The 14,996-nt window shown below is 58.5% G+C and carries 10 protein-coding genes; 6 read left to right on the forward strand and 4 right to left on the reverse strand.

Translation table 11 applies throughout. The annotated features are described in order from the left end of the window. Position 1 precedes the first annotated feature (1 nt). The 3 genes from ACR1XU_RS15270 to ACR1XU_RS15280 all read right to left on the reverse strand — a co-directional run bounded on the left by ACR1XU_RS15270 (position 2) and on the right by ACR1XU_RS15280 (position 3,880). Entirely contained in the window at positions 2-685 is a 684-nt protein-coding gene (locus tag ACR1XU_RS15270) for an SDR family NAD(P)-dependent oxidoreductase (RefSeq protein WP_480909433.1), read from the reverse strand. A gap of 3 nt (positions 686-688) precedes the next feature. Continuing rightward, a complete protein-coding gene (locus tag ACR1XU_RS15275) occupies positions 689-1,357 on the reverse strand; it encodes a cupin domain-containing protein (RefSeq protein WP_480909430.1) in 669 nt (222 codons plus the stop codon). A gap of 543 nt (positions 1,358-1,900) precedes the next feature. After that, positions 1,901-3,880 (reverse strand): bifunctional 2',3'-cyclic-nucleotide 2'-phosphodiesterase/3'-nucleotidase, encoded by a 1,980-nt coding sequence (locus tag ACR1XU_RS15280; protein WP_480909428.1) that lies wholly within the window; start codon positions 3,878-3,880, stop codon positions 1,901-1,903. A 372-nt stretch (positions 3,881-4,252) separates the two neighbouring features. On the opposite strand from ACR1XU_RS15280, the gene ACR1XU_RS15285 reads away from it, so the two are divergent. Further along, complete coding sequence (locus ACR1XU_RS15285) at positions 4,253-4,462, forward strand: hypothetical protein (RefSeq protein ID WP_480909425.1); 210 nt, start codon at positions 4,253-4,255, stop codon at positions 4,460-4,462. Positions 4,463-4,694: 232 nt separating this feature from the next. Here ACR1XU_RS15285 and ACR1XU_RS15290 read toward each other — a convergent pair whose 3' ends face one another. Continuing rightward, the gene (locus ACR1XU_RS15290; protein ID WP_480909423.1) at positions 4,695-7,091 is read right to left on the reverse strand and encodes a DUF2235 domain-containing protein; all 2,397 of its coding nucleotides are present in this window, start codon (positions 7,089-7,091) and stop codon (positions 4,695-4,697) included. 335 nt (positions 7,092-7,426) lie between these two features. On the opposite strand from ACR1XU_RS15290, the gene ACR1XU_RS15295 reads away from it, so the two are divergent. The 5 genes from ACR1XU_RS15295 to ACR1XU_RS15315 are packed head-to-tail and all read left to right on the forward strand — an operon-like array spanning position 7,427 to position 14,989. Continuing rightward, the gene (locus ACR1XU_RS15295) at positions 7,427-9,838 is read left to right on the forward strand and encodes a hypothetical protein (RefSeq protein WP_170611647.1); all 2,412 of its coding nucleotides are present in this window, start codon (positions 7,427-7,429) and stop codon (positions 9,836-9,838) included. A 9-nt stretch (positions 9,839-9,847) separates the two neighbouring features. Further along, positions 9,848-11,704, forward strand: coding sequence for a GMC family oxidoreductase (locus ACR1XU_RS15300; protein ID WP_480909421.1), 1,857 nt, complete (start codon positions 9,848-9,850; stop codon positions 11,702-11,704). 13 nt (positions 11,705-11,717) lie between these two features. After that, on the forward strand, positions 11,718-12,170 hold the full coding sequence (locus ACR1XU_RS15305) for a hypothetical protein (protein ID WP_480909418.1): 453 nt from the start codon (positions 11,718-11,720) through the stop codon (positions 12,168-12,170). Positions 12,171-12,191: 21 nt separating this feature from the next. Beyond that, a complete protein-coding gene (locus ACR1XU_RS15310) occupies positions 12,192-13,493 on the forward strand; it encodes a hypothetical protein (protein WP_480909415.1) in 1,302 nt (433 codons plus the stop codon). After that, positions 13,490-14,989: a Dyp-type peroxidase gene (locus ACR1XU_RS15315; protein WP_480915626.1), complete on the forward strand. Its 1,500-nt coding sequence runs from the start codon at positions 13,490-13,492 to the stop codon at positions 14,987-14,989. Before ACR1XU_RS15310 ends, ACR1XU_RS15315 begins: the two co-directional genes overlap by 4 nt. Positions 14,990-14,996: the final 7 nt, after the last annotated feature.

Genomic DNA, 14,996 nt, shown 5'->3' on the forward strand with positions numbered 1-14,996 from the left:
CTCAGAACGCCTCACTCAAGGGGCGCAGGTCCAGCTCATGGGTCCAGGTCGAACGCGGCTGCTGCGCCAGTTGCCAATAGGCCTGCGCGATGTCTTCAGGCTTCATCATCTTGGTAGGATCCAGACTGTGGCGATCGCGCGACCGGGCTGTATCAATGATGCCGTCCAGAAGGACATGCGCGACGTGAACACCCGCCGGCTGGTATTCGCGCGCCAGCGATTGTGTCAGCCCGCGCAGGGCAAACTTGGCCGAGGCAAAGGCCGAAAAACGGGCCCCGCCGCGCCGCGAGGCGGTTGCCCCCGATACGATCAGGGCACCGCCGCCACCACGGACCATCGGCTGCATCACCGATTGCGCCAGCACGACCAGGGTTTGTACCATCGAGGTCCATGTGCGCTGAAAGTCATCCAGCGACGTTTCTGCGAAAGGCGCGACTACAAGCTCTGCGGTGTTGTGCACGACAATCTTTGGCGGCCCGTGTTCCGCGATCAGGTCTGCAATGATTGGTGCGGTCAGGTCCGGGTCGGACAGATCGACCTCGTGAAACGCGCCGACGGGGTTTTCCGGACGGCTACGGCCAAGACCAACCGCCTTCATGCCTTCGGCCTGAAAACGCGACACCAGGGATTGGCCAAGGCCAGCTCCCGCTCCGGCGACAAGCGCCAAGGGTTTTTGTTGGGTCATCGGTTACACCGCTGGTGGCCGGGCAAACGGCAAATGACCGGTCTTCATCCAGATTTTGGCGCCACTAGGCCCTGCAATGGCTGACAGGCTTTGACCTTCGGGCAGGCGCAGCCAGTCGTTCCTGACCAGTTCATCCCCGCTTTCTGTGACCGAGCCGTCGATGATCAGAACCTCGATGCCTCCTGTGGCATCCGAGGTCAGCGTCGCGCCCGCATCCAGATGGCTATAGGTGACAACCTCGCGCTTGTCTTTGTGCAGGACCGCCGTGGCGACGCCGTTTTCCGGCGCGGCCAGCTCATCCGCCATTGTCTTGCGGAACTGGTTGCGGTCCTCCATGTCGAATTGCCAGAGTTTGACAAAGATGGTGCACCCGGGCTCCGACCCCGGCGTATGTTGCGTGGTCGGGGGGTTGCGAACGTAGGTGCCTTCGGGAAAGTCGCCGTGTTCGTCCTGAAACACGCCATCAAGAACGATGAACTCCTCGCCCCCGGTATGAGTGTGGGCAGAAAAATGACTACCCGGCGCGTAGCGCACGATTGTGGTGGCGCGCGCCACCTCGTCTCCGATCCGGTCCAGCATCCGGCGCTCTACACCCTTCATGGGCGAGGCTTGCCACGCAAGCTGGTCGGAGTGAACTACAACGCGATCTGAGAAGTCCGAGTTTATTTCCATTGGTCTAATTCCTTCTGCGATGTGTGATACCGCCGACCCGGAGATCAACCCGCTACAGGCGGGCGGTTCGAAAGTTTGGCACGCCAAGACAGCAGGTTTTCAATCTTTCGGAAATGTCTACCTTTGCAAAATCGGCCAAGGCCGCGCCGATAAATTCGGTAACCGCATGGCATTGCGAGATGTATGAGCCACCCGCCAGTTCCGGGGCAGGGTACCACGGCCTCGGGGTTCCTGGCCTTGAACGCCTTCGTACAATGCTCGCCGCCCATCATATCCACGGGGACGAATTCAACCCTGTCCTTGGCCCCATTTTCAGCAAGCGCGATACGGGCACAGGCAGGGTTTGGGAAACCTTCAACGTCATAAAATTTCATGAGGCCTGTCCCTTTGGGCGGATCAATCAACAAATAACTACCTATCAGTAGGTAGAGAAAAGTCAAGGCACGCCCTCACACAGGCAGCTGTTACCGGGGAGACAGAGCAGGCTTCGAGATTAAACAAAGGGCGACCCATTGGCCGCCCTTGAGATTGAACTGTTGTGCATCAAAGCTTGATACGGAACGCTGCGAAGCCGTCGGCACCGTCGCCGGCGTCTTCAATGCTTACACCTTTGACATCGTTCATAAAATCACGAGCCTTGGGCCCGGTTTCGAACAGGACGGTGGTCCCCTCCAGCGGGGCAAACGACCAGTTGGCGTCCGCCTTGGGGTCGATTATTCCCTGCTCGACGATATAGCGAACGATCACATCACGGTTTGTATCAGGGGCCTCGAAAACAACCGTGTCCCCCAAGGCGCCCGGGAAGGATCCACCGCCCGAGGCGCGGTAGTTGTTGGTGGCGATGATGAACTCCATGTCGTCTGTCACGGGCTCGCCGTTGAACTGAAGGTTCACAATCCGCGCAGCGTCGGGATTGACCTCTTCCCCCTTGGGACCAAAGCGTGAGGGTTGAGACAGGTCGATCTGATAGGTCACGCCGTCTATGACGTCGAAGTTGTAGGACGGGAAGCTTGGGTCCAGCAGGATCGCGTCCTTGGAACCGGGCTCGATCTGATTGAACATGCCTGCCGACCGTTCCAGCCAACCGCGCACCTGCGCCCCGTTGACCCGCACGGCCCGCACGGTGTTGGGGTACAGATACAGGTCTGCCACGTTCTTGATTGCAACATCACCGACCGGGACATCGGTGTAGTAATCGGGTCCACCCCGACCCCCGGCCTTGAAAGGTGCCGCTGCTGACAGGATCGGCAGCCCTTCGTGCTCGGTCCCCTTCAACATCTGATCAATATACCATTTCTGCGCGATCGAGACGATCTGGACCGAAGGGTCATCCGCCACAAGTGCAAAATAACTGTGCAGCGGAGCCGAGGTTTTGCCCACCGCGCGGCGGACATAGGCCAGCGTCTCTTCATGTTCTACGGCAACCGAATCCAGCACTTTCTGATCGTCACCGACAAGAGCCGTGATCGAGCGGTCTTCGTTCCGCTTCGAGATCGGGCGCGCTTCGGAAGTGGTGGTGACGACACGCCATTCGGATCCGTCGCGTTCCAGCAGCAGGTCCAGAATGCCCAGATGCGAACCCCAAAATCCGCCCATGACGGCTGGTTTTCCCATCAGCGTCCCTTTCTCGACATCGATACCGGGGCGATCCGCAAAGGTCGGTGACGGGAAGACCAGGTGATTGTGCCCGGTCACAAGTGCGTCGATCCCGTCAACCCCCGCCAGTGCGACCGAGGCGTTTTCCATACCGTCAGTATGGTCGGCTTCGCCAATCCCCGAATGCGATAGGGCGATAATCAGATCGCAGCCCTGTTCCTGCATTTCGGGGACGTAGGCTTTGGCGGTTTCGACGATGTCGCGCGTCTCGACATTGCCATCCAGATGCTTGCGGTCCCAGTTCATGATCTGCGGCGGGGTAAAGCCGATGACGCCGATCTTGATCGGGTGTTTGGTGCCGTCGCCCATCTCAATCTCGCGGTCGAGTATGGTGTACGGCTGAACCAACGTCTTGTCCCCGAGCGGGCCGGCACCCTTTTCCTTGGCCACGTTGGCCAGAACAACCGGGAATTCCGCGCCTGCAAGTGCTTTCTCCAAAAAGCTCAGGCCGTAGTTGAATTCGTGGTTGCCTAAGGTGGCCGCGTCATAGCCGACGGTGTTGAACGCCGTTATGATCGGATGGCTGTCGCCCTCGTTCATTCCACGCTCATAAGCGATGTAGTCGCCCATGGGGTTGCCTTGGAGAAAATCGCCGTTGTCGACCAGGAGGGAGTTCGTGGCTTCTGACCGAATCTGATTGATGATCGAAGCGGTGCGCGACAGACCCACCGTGTCGCGGGGCTTATCGGCATAGTAATCATATGGGAACACGTGGACGTGAATATCCGTGGTTTCCATAATCCGCAGGTGCGCCTGATTTCCACTTGCCGCTGCCGAGTAGGGATGCAGCACGACAAGCGCAGCGCCAGCCGTGGTCGTGGCAAGAAACTGACGGCGAGAAAGGGCCGTTGTGTTTTTCATAGTCATGGGACACCTGTTGGGTTCGTGTTTCGAAGGTCTTCTGCAAGGTATTGGCTACAGTCTTGTGACAGCGGCCCGGATCAGTCGAAAAAAGTCAGAGCTAAAGGCTGGAAACCTCCAGACAGCCTAATGCAAAAAGTTGCGTTTGTGTGATGTAGAATCGACTGCCGCCGATCAGTGCTCAACTTTTTCTTCTTCTGCAATCTGACCTGGACCCAGAAACTCCAATGCGAACGCACAATGCGACGTGTTGCCTGTTGATCTTCGTTGAGAGGGAGAACTGGCAAGTCAGCCGTGAGAACCATCCGTCCGTTTCCCGAGCGAAGTCGCGCCTGAGGTCTCAAAGACGGGCGCGGTAGCAGAACTGAAGTCGCCCCAATGGTTGGGCTTCTGGAGCGCATTTCTGTGTGCTACGACGATCTCGAAATTCGGTGCATGCCGTCAAAGTTCCCTGAGACAGAAAACCGGTTTCTGCTGAAAAACTCCAACTATTCACTTCTGGATCGAGGAACCTTCGAATTCGACCAGATACCCTCGCGCGGTCGAGACATGCCGGGCATCATCCCATTTGATCCCGGGCTGGTCTGAAAACTGGCGAAATCTTCCGAAATGCTCGTTTCCGTCATAATTGTCGGGCTGGTGCCAGAACCAGTTTGTAAAGGCAATGGGTTCTGGGTAACTCAGTTGGGGCTTTGCCTTTCGCGGCAGATTGCACTGCACCCAGGCACTAGGCGACAGTCTTGATTGCTGCACTTCTGCAAAAGCGGAGGGAGCGCATGTTGACGGTCAGAGCTTTGAAACAGTTCCGCTGCATCACGAGTTATAGCGGCGGTTTCTCTGCAAGGATGCTGACACGGGCGGAGCCACCGTTGTTTGCATAGAAACCGTCAAAGGGCCAGATGATCGCGTCGTTCACGTACAGATACAGCGGTCCGCTTCTCTCTGCCCGGATGCGCGTCGTCATCGCCTTGGGTGCATCAACCGGATCGCATTTGCGTCCGTCTTCGGCGGCCATGTCATCAAAGCATGAAATGAACGCCGTGGTTTTGTCTGTATAGTCGAACAGCGGCAAAATCGATTGGCCCTTCGCCCCGATTTGCGCGACCGGTTGAAACCAGTTTGCGCTCGACCGTCGTATCAGGCTGCCCAGTACATACACCCGTTTGTTGGTCTGGAACCCGGACATCGGAACGCGTGCGCCTTTGTCGGTGAATGGATCGGTTTCCTCGAGCCTGATCCAGTATGTTTGCCCTTTGACAAGATCGACACCAGTCGGCCAGCAGACAGATTGGGGAGAGAACTCATCTTGCAGAACAAAAGTGCTTCCCGGTTCGATCACGTGTCCGGGGCCAGTGTCTGGGCACAGACTGCCGCTGACGGTGGTGAACATCAGGCTAAAAACATGCACAAGCTTGAACACGCCGAGCAAGATCAACACAGCCAAGACGACCTGCACCAGCTTGGGGCCCAGAAATGCATAAGCCGCATTCAGTATTCGGCTGGACTGCAGCAAATTGCCCGTTCGAACTAGAAACCGGTCTGTCGGTTTTTGCAGATTGGTTTTGCGATCCGAGGTCCAGGCCTGACGGGCGGTATCCTTTATCCGGTCCCGAAGCGCCGCGCCGGACAGAAACAGCGCCACAATTGCCACGATGAGAGGTATCGAAAGCACTGGATGCTTCCACAGGGACTGTATCCAGGGCTGAACGATGCCGGGTGCGACGGACGAAATAGCGTCGGGCAGCACGACGCCATCTGACCCGACCGGCGGTCGGCCGGGCTGCAACATGGCCCGGACGGGCTCGCCCGCCCATGGCAGGACCAATGCGAACAAAAGCAGGCTGATGAACGAGATGTTTGCGATCCTGCGCCACAAGACCAGTGCCTTGACCTGCTCGGCAACTTCCGCGTTGTGGTGCAGTGAAACCTGTTGTGGTTGATCGTGCGGCTGGAAATCGTCGTTCATCATCACTGGCGCATAGCCATCGCGGCCAGTCAGGATCTTTTGGACGACCGAGCTGTGCACGACAGGCTTGCCACCAAATGCCTCACCACTTTCAACGGGTCGGGGCGTGTAGCGGTAGGCCGATTTCAATCCGCTGCGTGAATCGTGAATCAACGCGTTTTTCGAGCGCCGGCTGTCAAGTTCGTGGACCTTTTCGTCAATGAAGATCAGGCCATCCTTTCTGGCTTCCTCAATCATCCAGATCAGCGGCTCAAGCGAAGCTTCATCGTCGGGATATCCGCCACCAATGTCGGCGTGGACACCGGCAAACCAAACCTCCATGATCCTTGGCCCGTCCTTCTGATTACCTGAGCCCTTGAGATCGAGTTGTGGAGTCTGATCAAATCGCAGCGGGTGATAGGTGCGTCTCTCATCATCCAGAGACAGGGCGTGGCAGACATGTTCTACGACCGGGCTGCACACACGGTTGCGAAAACTGATGGGCCAAATCCAGAAATCGAACACCGCGCGCAGCTCTTCCAGCGGCACTCCATAAGCTTCGACCGTATCAAACAGGCCCAGGAACCTGATTTTGATCTGACCGGCGCAACGTTCTGGTTGCTCGGTTTGCAGAATCTCTGTCACCTGGACATGTTTCTTCTGTCTGCTGATGGTCCGTTTTGCCCACACACAAGCATCCCGGATGAAGCGCCCGATCGAGACGGTCGGGCTCATGCGAACTTTTCCTGTGCGAGGATCGCGAAATGGTGCGGTCTGCCGTCTGTAGGCACGCCACGCGCCTTTCGAGTTGCGATGCATTTCCGCGACGGAAACGGTGGTCCCGTCGACTTCCCGGGGCATCAACCCTTGGGAGCTGATAAGTCCAGCCAGCGTACGCACGGTAAAAGCGCCGCGGCTGAAGCCGAACATCCAGATTTCGTCACCGGGTTCCCAGTTCCAGCACAGGAATCGATACAGCTTTTGCACGTTGCCCGGCACGCCCAGCCCCGTGGCACCGTCAAACAAGCGCACCAGTCCAATCGATGACGTTCCGACACCCGGGATATAGCGCGCCAGTTGCGGGCTGGACTTCAGGGGACTAAGCCCGCGTTTGTCGATGGCCTCATAAAGCCGCCAGATGTTCGATGCCTGACCACCGAATGCGTTGCCTGTACCGTCAGCGAACACAATGAGCCGCTTGTTCGGTCCTGTGCGCGGTTTGCGCCCTTCAGGAAGGCCCGCCGCCGTCTTTGTTTTTTCATGGTCATCCATAACGCACCTTCGGACTAATCAATTCCCTCGCGCACCGGTGGCCGGAAGGAGGCAGTAGGCTCATCGGTGAATAATTATCATGTCATTAAAACTTTGAAATAAAACATTAAAATCCTCATCCGGTTTGCTGGCCAGACGACCGGAGCACACTGTCATACGGTGCCAGAAACTGGTCACCAAAACGCTTCAGCCGCAAAATTCGGCCCTTCGATCCAGGCGCAAATACCCGGCTTTCCCTTCATGGTTGCAATAAATTCGATTCGGACCAACACTGATATGACAGTACCAACTGAGAGGTTGATGCCAATTTCTAGCTGAAGATTGGAGTTTGCCTGATGTTTTGTCGCATTATTTCGCTGACTTTTCCGGTCGCATTTCTGCCCGTTGCCGCCCTGGCGCAGCTTTTTTCAGGCCCGCTTGACGAGGCAATGCTGGTCGGGCGAGACGAGACGTCTTTTCCGCCTGCGGATGAGGACTATTTCGCCGAGATTGACAACGGCATTCCGCTTGGCCCGGATGAAATCAAGGGTCGCAACATGTGGATGGTCTGGACCGGCGGCAACGATTTGCTTTGGGATCGCCTGACGCGCGACACGTTCGGTCAATTTGATCTTCTCAAGACCCTGTCTTCGCATCCTGATCTGCCAGCGCAACGCGCCAATCGGTTCGAATATCTGGGTCTGATAAACGAACCGTGTTTCGATCAGGCGACTGGCCCGGATCCCGAACGCTATGGGCTCTGGCTGGACAAACGGCGTGACGATTGCGCAGCCGACCCATTTGACAACGCCGAAAAATATCCGGGCGTTGAAATCGGTGCGCGGGGCCGCAACATGCCTGTCGGCTCATATTACGGTGAACCAACCGGCGTTCTGGGTCTTCGGTTATTCCCCAACCCGGATTTCGACGAACGCGCTGAGCGGCGTTGGGATCCCGAGCGTTTCTACAACGACCCCGATTACTATTTCGACAAGGATCTGGTCCGGCCTTATCGCGTTGGCATGTCTTGCGCCTTCTGCCATGTCGGTCCAAGCCCGATCGACCCGCCAGAGGACCCCGAAAACCCCGAGATGCGCAATCTCAACGCGACGGTGGGCGCCCAGTATTTCTGGTTCGACAGGGTGTTCGCGTGGAAGCCGGACGACCGGCAGTACATGGTTCAGTTGATTCACACGGCGCGGCCCGGATCGCTTGATACGTCGCTGGTGTCGCCTGATTACATCAACAACCCGCGGACAATGAACGCGATCTACCTGCTGGAGGAACGACTGCGCATAGCCGAAAGGTTGGGCGAGGAACGCCTGACCGGGGGCGAGCGCGACAACATGCAGTTTCAGGATTTCGTGGATCAGGGTCCGCTGACACAGCTTTTTGAGCCGCCCGATATCAGCTTCAGCCCGCGCGTCCTGAAGGACGGCGCGGATTCGGTTGGCGCGCTTGGGGCGCTAAACCGGGTTTATCTCAATATCGGTCTTTTCAGTGAAGAATGGACGCGGCACTTCAACCCGATTGTCGGAGGCCGCACGATCACGCCCATCGAGATTGAAACCGCGCAGAAGAATTCGGCCTATTGGCGCGCGACGGAACTGCAGTCTCCGCTGACTGCGCTCTATTTCCTCAAGGCCGGACGTCCGGACTACCTGGCTGACGCGCCGGGCGGGGCAGAGCACCTGACCGAAGATGACGAGACGGTGAACCGGGGCAAGACGCTGTTTGCCGAAAACTGCGCCCGCTGCCATTCCTCCAAGTTGCCCGAAACGGCCTTTGCGGCCATGCCAGGCGGATGTTCGGGGCCGGGATACCTGCAGTGCTGGTCGAACTACTGGGAGCTAACCAAGACGGATCAATTCAAGGCAGAGATGACCGAAATCGTCAATGCCGACGATTTTCTGGAAAATAACTATCTGTCTAATGAGATGCGGATTCCGGTCACGCTACTTGAGACAAACGCCTGCAGCCCGCTGGCGACAAACGCCATCGAGGGTAACATCTGGGACAATTTTTCGTCTTCGACCTACAAGGCGCTGCCGTCGGTCGGCGAGATCGAGGTGCACCATCCGGTGACCGGCGAACCCTACATGTACGAAATGCCTGCAGGCGGCCGTGGTTACACGCGTGTACCTTCGCTGATCAGTCTCTGGTCGACGGCGCCGTATCTGTTGAACAACACGGTGGGCTATTATGAACCCGACCCGTCGGTCGCAGCCAGGATGCGCACCTTCGACGATGGTATTCGCAAGATGCTGTGGCCAGAACGCCGGCTGCGTGACAGTGAACTGGGCGACAAGGTGCCCGGGCTAATCGATCGCACGACCGAGCAAAGCTACCTGATGATCCCGCGTGGTTTCCAGCCCGACTTCCTGGTGCGCCTGTTCGAACCCTTCCGGGACGAACTGCCCTGGCTTTTCAGCGAAAACGGCGACATCGAACTGGGCCCGATCCCCGCGGGGACACCGATCAACCTGCTTGCCAATCTCAACATACGGCTCGACAACGCCGACTTGTTGGAACGGATCGAACATGATTTCAGGCTCGCCCGGCTTGTCATCATGATCAAGCGGAACCTGAAGGATTTGCCCGACAATGCCAGCAATACTCAGGTGCGGGCCATGTTCGCTGATCTGGTCGAACCGCTTCTCGAACTCAGCAAATGCCCCGACTTCGTCGTCAATCGTGGTCATTATTTCGGAACCCGGCTGACGGATCCGCAGAAGGAGGATCTGATCGCCTACCTCAAACGTTTCTGAGGTATGAGCGTGGACGCGCCCATTTATGACTATGTCGTCGTCGGCTCGGGCGCGGGCGGCGGCACGGTTGCGGCCCGACTGGCCGAAGCGGGAATGCGCGTGCTTCTTCTGGAGGCAGGTGGCGATCCCCGTTCCGCACAAGGCGGAGTGCGGGAATTGGGCGCGGAAAACCGGTTGCCCGATGACTATGACGTGCCGGCATTTCATCCCTTCGCCACCGAGAATGAAGCACTGCGCTGGGACTTTCATGTCAGCCACTATGCCGACCCGGCCCTCCAGGCGCGCGATCCAAAGGCGGGGCCGGATGGCGTACTGTACCCACGGGCGGGTACGCTGGGCGGCTGCACGGCACATAACGCAATGATATTCCTTTACCCGCATCACGATGACTGGCGCCACATCGAGAAGCTTACCGGCGACGCCGGTTGGTCGCCGAAAGCGATGCATCAGATTTTCCGCCGGATCGAAAACTGCCGCCATCGCCCGATGCAAAAGGCGTTGAATGCAATTGGCATCGACCGGACCGGCCACGGCTATCGCGGTTGGCTTTCGACGGAAAAGGCGATCCCGCGTGCGGCCCTGCGCGATGACGACATCATGGACATGCTGCGTGCATCCGTTCGCGAAATGCTGGGTGATCGAGACAAGGTATGGCGGCACCTGCGCTGGCAGCTCAAGAGTGCGGCAGATCCAAATGACCTTGACCGGATCGACGACAATGCCGAGGGCCTGGTTTACACGCCGCTTACCACGCAAAACGGACGGCGTATCGGCACACGAGAGCGGGTGCTCGAAACCGCACGGCGTTATCCGGATTGTCTGACGGTCGAGCTGGACGCACTGGCGACCCGGGTTCTGTTTGATGATCAGAACCGCGCGACCGGGGTCGAATACCTCAAGGGAGAGCGGCTTTATCGTGCGCATGCCACCCCAAGCGACAGTCAGGGAATTCGACGGCGCGCGCAGGCTAAACACGAAATTATTCTTGCGGGTGGCGCCTTCAACACTCCGCAATTGCTGATGCTGTCGGGAATTGGTCCGGCCGACGAACTGGCGCGGGCGGGTATTCCGCAACGCGTAGCGCTGGACGGCGTTGGTCGCAACCTGCAGGATCGCTACGAAGTTGCCGTCGTAAACCGCATGGCGGTGGATTGCTGGGAAAGCTTGACCGACTGCCGTTATGAATCCGGTGATCCGCTATGGCGGGAATGGCAGGACACCGGTAAGGGTCTGTATTCAACCAACGGAGCGGCGCTGGGCGTTATTCGGCGTTCGAGCCCGGACAAGAAGCTGCCTGATTTGTTCTGCATGGCATTGTTAGGGCGGTTCGCTGGCTACTACCCCGGCTATGCTGCTGATCTGGCGCGCAGCCGCAACCATCTGAGCTGGGCCGTCCTGAAGGCCCATACAGCAAATGCGACGGGGCGCGTGCGGCTGGCCTCGGCTGATCCGCGCGACCGGCCCCTCATCGAGTTCAACTACTTTAAGCAAGGCGGCGACGACGACCTGCAAGCGGTTGTCGAAGGGGTGAAATTTGTTCGCAACCTGACCGAGCCGCTGCGCCGCAACGGCCAGATCGAGGCCGAGGAAATTCCCGGCCCGGATGTCAAAACGGATACGGAAATCGCCCAGTTTGTAAGTGACGAGTGTTGGGGGCATCACGCGTCGTGCAGTTGCGCCATCGGGCCGCCCGACAGCGGCGTGTTGGACAGCCGCCTGCGCGTACATGGTACAAAGGGGCTGCGGGTAGCTGACGCCTCGGTCTTTCCGCGCATTCCGGGGTTCTTCATCGCATCCTCTGTTTACATGGTCGGCGAAAAAGCCGCTCAGGACATTCTGGAGGATGCAAAACACGTCACTGTCTAGAAAGGGGGCCATTATGGCACATAGCATCGAGTCGCTCATGGATATGAGTCAGGAAGAACTGGACGAACTGTTTTCCAGCGTACCGGCCGGGGACATTCCCGACGGCGAAGCCGAAGGAACCGCCATCGTGGCCCCGGGCACGAAATTCACACCGCTGATCTCGCGCTTTATCAACAGTTTTGCCTGGCAGGGCAAAGTCTTCGACCAGTCGAAAGGGGTGCTGCGCAATCGGATCCTGCCGTTTGGGCTTAACGCCATTCTGGCCAAGGTTTACAAGGACAAGAGCTGGCTCGATGGAAAGGAATGCATCGTGCTGGACTATTCCGACACATCGCTTCTCGCACAATGGATTCGCGACGAAATCCGGGCCATCGGTCCAGGCCTCTATCTGGGCAAGGTCTATTGGGACGACAATCGCCTGATCGACTTCGCGCTGGATTTCAATGCTGACGCGGTATCGTCCTAAATCTGGTAGACTGGCCCCGCCATGACACAGCAGAGCACCTTCCTGATTTTGGCCCCCATTGCGGAGGGACGCATCGAGGATTTGCGCGCACTGCTGTCCGAGATGGTGCTTAAACCAGGGCTTGCGGATCCCAAGAACCCGATCGTGCCCTTCGCGGATTTCGATCGTTTGCACGTCGCGCGGTTATTTCTTCCGCAAGTCGACACATGGCGGGACATTGAAGCTTATGGCGTCGAAGCGCGCGCCTTCCCGCCGCATCTGGCGTTTCTGGGCGATATGGACGGAGACCGGGACAGCTTTCTGGTTGAGATGGCAAATCACGCGGGCGAAGGGTTGCGTCGCATCTTTTCGCATTGCGGGGACTTCCGTGAAGGTACGGACCTGCGTGATTGGATGGCCCGGCACAATGTGGTCGAGGCCGCCAATTACGTAAACACGCGCGGTCGCACGGTGCGGCAGATTCACGAGGAAGCCGCGCTAGCGCAGGCGCTGAAATCGGAATTGCACGCGCTTATTGAGGCCCATGGAGAAAAAGATGCCATCCTGCTGCACGAGCGGTTGCAGGAATTTGTCTCGGCCGAACGGCGCGAAGGACGCCTGCGCCTGACGCCGAGGCGGTCACCTTCGTTACGGCGGGTTATCATCGACTGGACCGAAAAAATCGGTGTGCCGTTGGCGCTCTTGGCGATATCGCCGCTCGTTCTGCTGGCCTCGCCGCTACTGATCTGGCGCCTGCGCCGACTTGAGCGTTCGGATCCCGAAATCCTGCCGCGCCCGGATGACACGCATATCGCTGCGATGGGCACTTATGAAGACCACGACGTCACCAACCCCTTTTCGGCGGTTGGCGATCTCAAGCCCGGTGGATTCCGGCGCGCGGTGACAACGGTTGCGCTGTATCTGTTGAATTACGCAGCAAGGCACATCTTCTCGCGTGGCTACCTCACCCGCGTTCAGACAATCCATTTCGCGCGTTGGGTCTATTTCGATGACAAGCGCCGTGTGATGTTCTGCAGCAATTACGATGGCGCATTGGAAAGCTACATGGACGATTTCGTCAACAAAGTTGCCTGGGGGCTCAACCTCGTGTTTTCGAACGGTGTGGGTTATCCCAGTACGCGGTTTCTGATCAAGGATGGGGCCGAGCAGGAGCACAAGTTCAAACGCTTCCTGCGGAACCGCCAGCAAGCCACCCTGGTCTGGTACAAAGCCTATCCCGGTCTGACGGCGGTTGATCTCGACAGGCACTCGCAAATACGCGCCGGGCTGGAACGGCGGCCGTCCGGGCTTCGCGCGCTGCGCAAATGGCTGGCCAAGATATGAGCAAAAACAGGGATATCCAGACCACACCGGTCGATTTCGCGGACATGCAGGGCTTGATCCGGTTTGGTCATGGCAAGCTGCCCGAGGCCGAGTTTCTGCTGCTGACCGTTTCGGATGCTCGGACCGCCCGGGATTGGCTGGCAACCGCAACCATAACGTCGGCCGAGTGGTTGGATACCCCGCCCGAGGTCGCGCTTCAGGTTGCGTTCACGGCTGGCGGATTGCGCGCACTTGGTTTGCCGGACGAGATTCTGGCGCGGTTTTCGCAACCATTTCTGGCCGGGATGGCAGGTGAAGACAGCCGCATCCGAAGGCTTGGCGATTCCGGTGGAAACGCGCCGGAAAACTGGATGTGGGAAGGCGGTAAAGTCCATGTGCTGCTGATGCTCTATGCACGCGAGGGCGGGCTCGGCCCTTTCAAGTCGACAATTCTTGAACGCGCATTTCACGATGCATTCGACATCATCCAAGAACTGCCGACGCGCCTGAATGACGGCATCGAGCCTTTCGGTTTTGCCGATGGCATCAGCGAGCCGAAAGTGGATTGGGACTGGAGATGCCCCCCACCCAAGCATGGTCGAGAGACGTATTCCAATCTTATCGCACCCGGCGAGGTCGTTCTGGGCCATGTCAATGAATACAAGGAAGTCTCCTCCGGTCTGCTGATCACCGCCGAAGATGGATCAACGGCGCATTCCGGCGCGGCCTCGGGGGACAACGGCTTTGGACACAATGGCAGCTATCTGGTCATGCGCCAGCTTGAACAGGACGTGCCGGGGTTCTGGCGACATCTCGACTCGGTGGCGCATGGCGACGCCGCGCACCGCGAAGCGCTGGCAACGGCGATGGTGGGTCGCGCACGGGACGGCACACCCCTGATAAAGGGCAGGCGCGAGATCGAGGGCGGGCGTGAGGGAAACAATTTCACCTACGAGGATGACATCGATGGCGTGGTCTGCCCGGTCGGCGCCCATATCAGGCGGGCCAATCCGAGAACCGGTGATCAGCCACCCGGTGTCACCAGCCGATGGGCCTGGATCATCAGCACGCTTGGGTTCCGCCGCAGGCGGGACAAGTTGCCGGGACGGCATGATCTGGTTGCGTCGACGCGCTTTCACCGGCTTGTCCGTCGCGGGCGCGCCTACGGGCCGCCGCTTTCGCCTGAACAGGCGCTGTCAGGCGAAGGGGCCGATCAAGAGGCAAGGGGGCTGCATTTTGTCTGCCTTTGCGCCGATATCACGCGCCAGTTCGAATTTGTGCAGAACGCCTGGATGTCTTCACCTTCCTTTGATGGTTTGCACGGTGAGGCGGACCCGATTGTCGGAAGCCGCGAGCCCGTCGGCGGCGTGGCATCAGACAGTTTCAGTATCCAGCGTGCAACCGGTATCGCCGAGCGGTTGGACCACCTGCCGCAATTCGTAACCGTCAGGGGTGGCGGCTATTTCTTCCTGCCCGGCTTGCGCGCGTTACGCTTGCTCGCAGAACAGAAGGAATAGGAGATCC

The sequence above is a fragment of the Ruegeria sp. D1(2025) genome, assembly GCF_056536425.1.

Bases quoted from the DNA above. Each gene is read 5' to 3' on its own strand.
- ACR1XU_RS15305 (WP_480909418.1), top strand. From the start codon at position 11,718: ATGGCACATAGCATCGAGTCGCTCATGGATATGAGTCAGGAAGAACTG.
- ACR1XU_RS15270 (WP_480909433.1), bottom strand. From the start codon at position 685: ATGACCCAACAAAAACCCTTGGCGCTTGTCGCCGGAGCGGGAGCTGGC.
- ACR1XU_RS15315 (WP_480915626.1), top strand. From the start codon at position 13,490: ATGAGCAAAAACAGGGATATCCAGACCACACCGGTCGATTTCGCGGAC.
- ACR1XU_RS15275 (WP_480909430.1), bottom strand. From the start codon at position 1,357: ATGGAAATAAACTCGGACTTCTCAGATCGCGTTGTAGTTCACTCCGAC.
- ACR1XU_RS15285 (WP_480909425.1), top strand. From the start codon at position 4,253: ATGGTTGGGCTTCTGGAGCGCATTTCTGTGTGCTACGACGATCTCGAA.
- ACR1XU_RS15295 (WP_170611647.1), top strand. From the start codon at position 7,427: ATGTTTTGTCGCATTATTTCGCTGACTTTTCCGGTCGCATTTCTGCCC.
- ACR1XU_RS15310 (WP_480909415.1), top strand. From the start codon at position 12,192: ATGACACAGCAGAGCACCTTCCTGATTTTGGCCCCCATTGCGGAGGGA.
- ACR1XU_RS15280 (WP_480909428.1), bottom strand. From the start codon at position 3,880: ATGACTATGAAAAACACAACGGCCCTTTCTCGCCGTCAGTTTCTTGCC.
- ACR1XU_RS15290 (WP_480909423.1), bottom strand. From the start codon at position 7,091: ATGGATGACCATGAAAAAACAAAGACGGCGGCGGGCCTTCCTGAAGGG.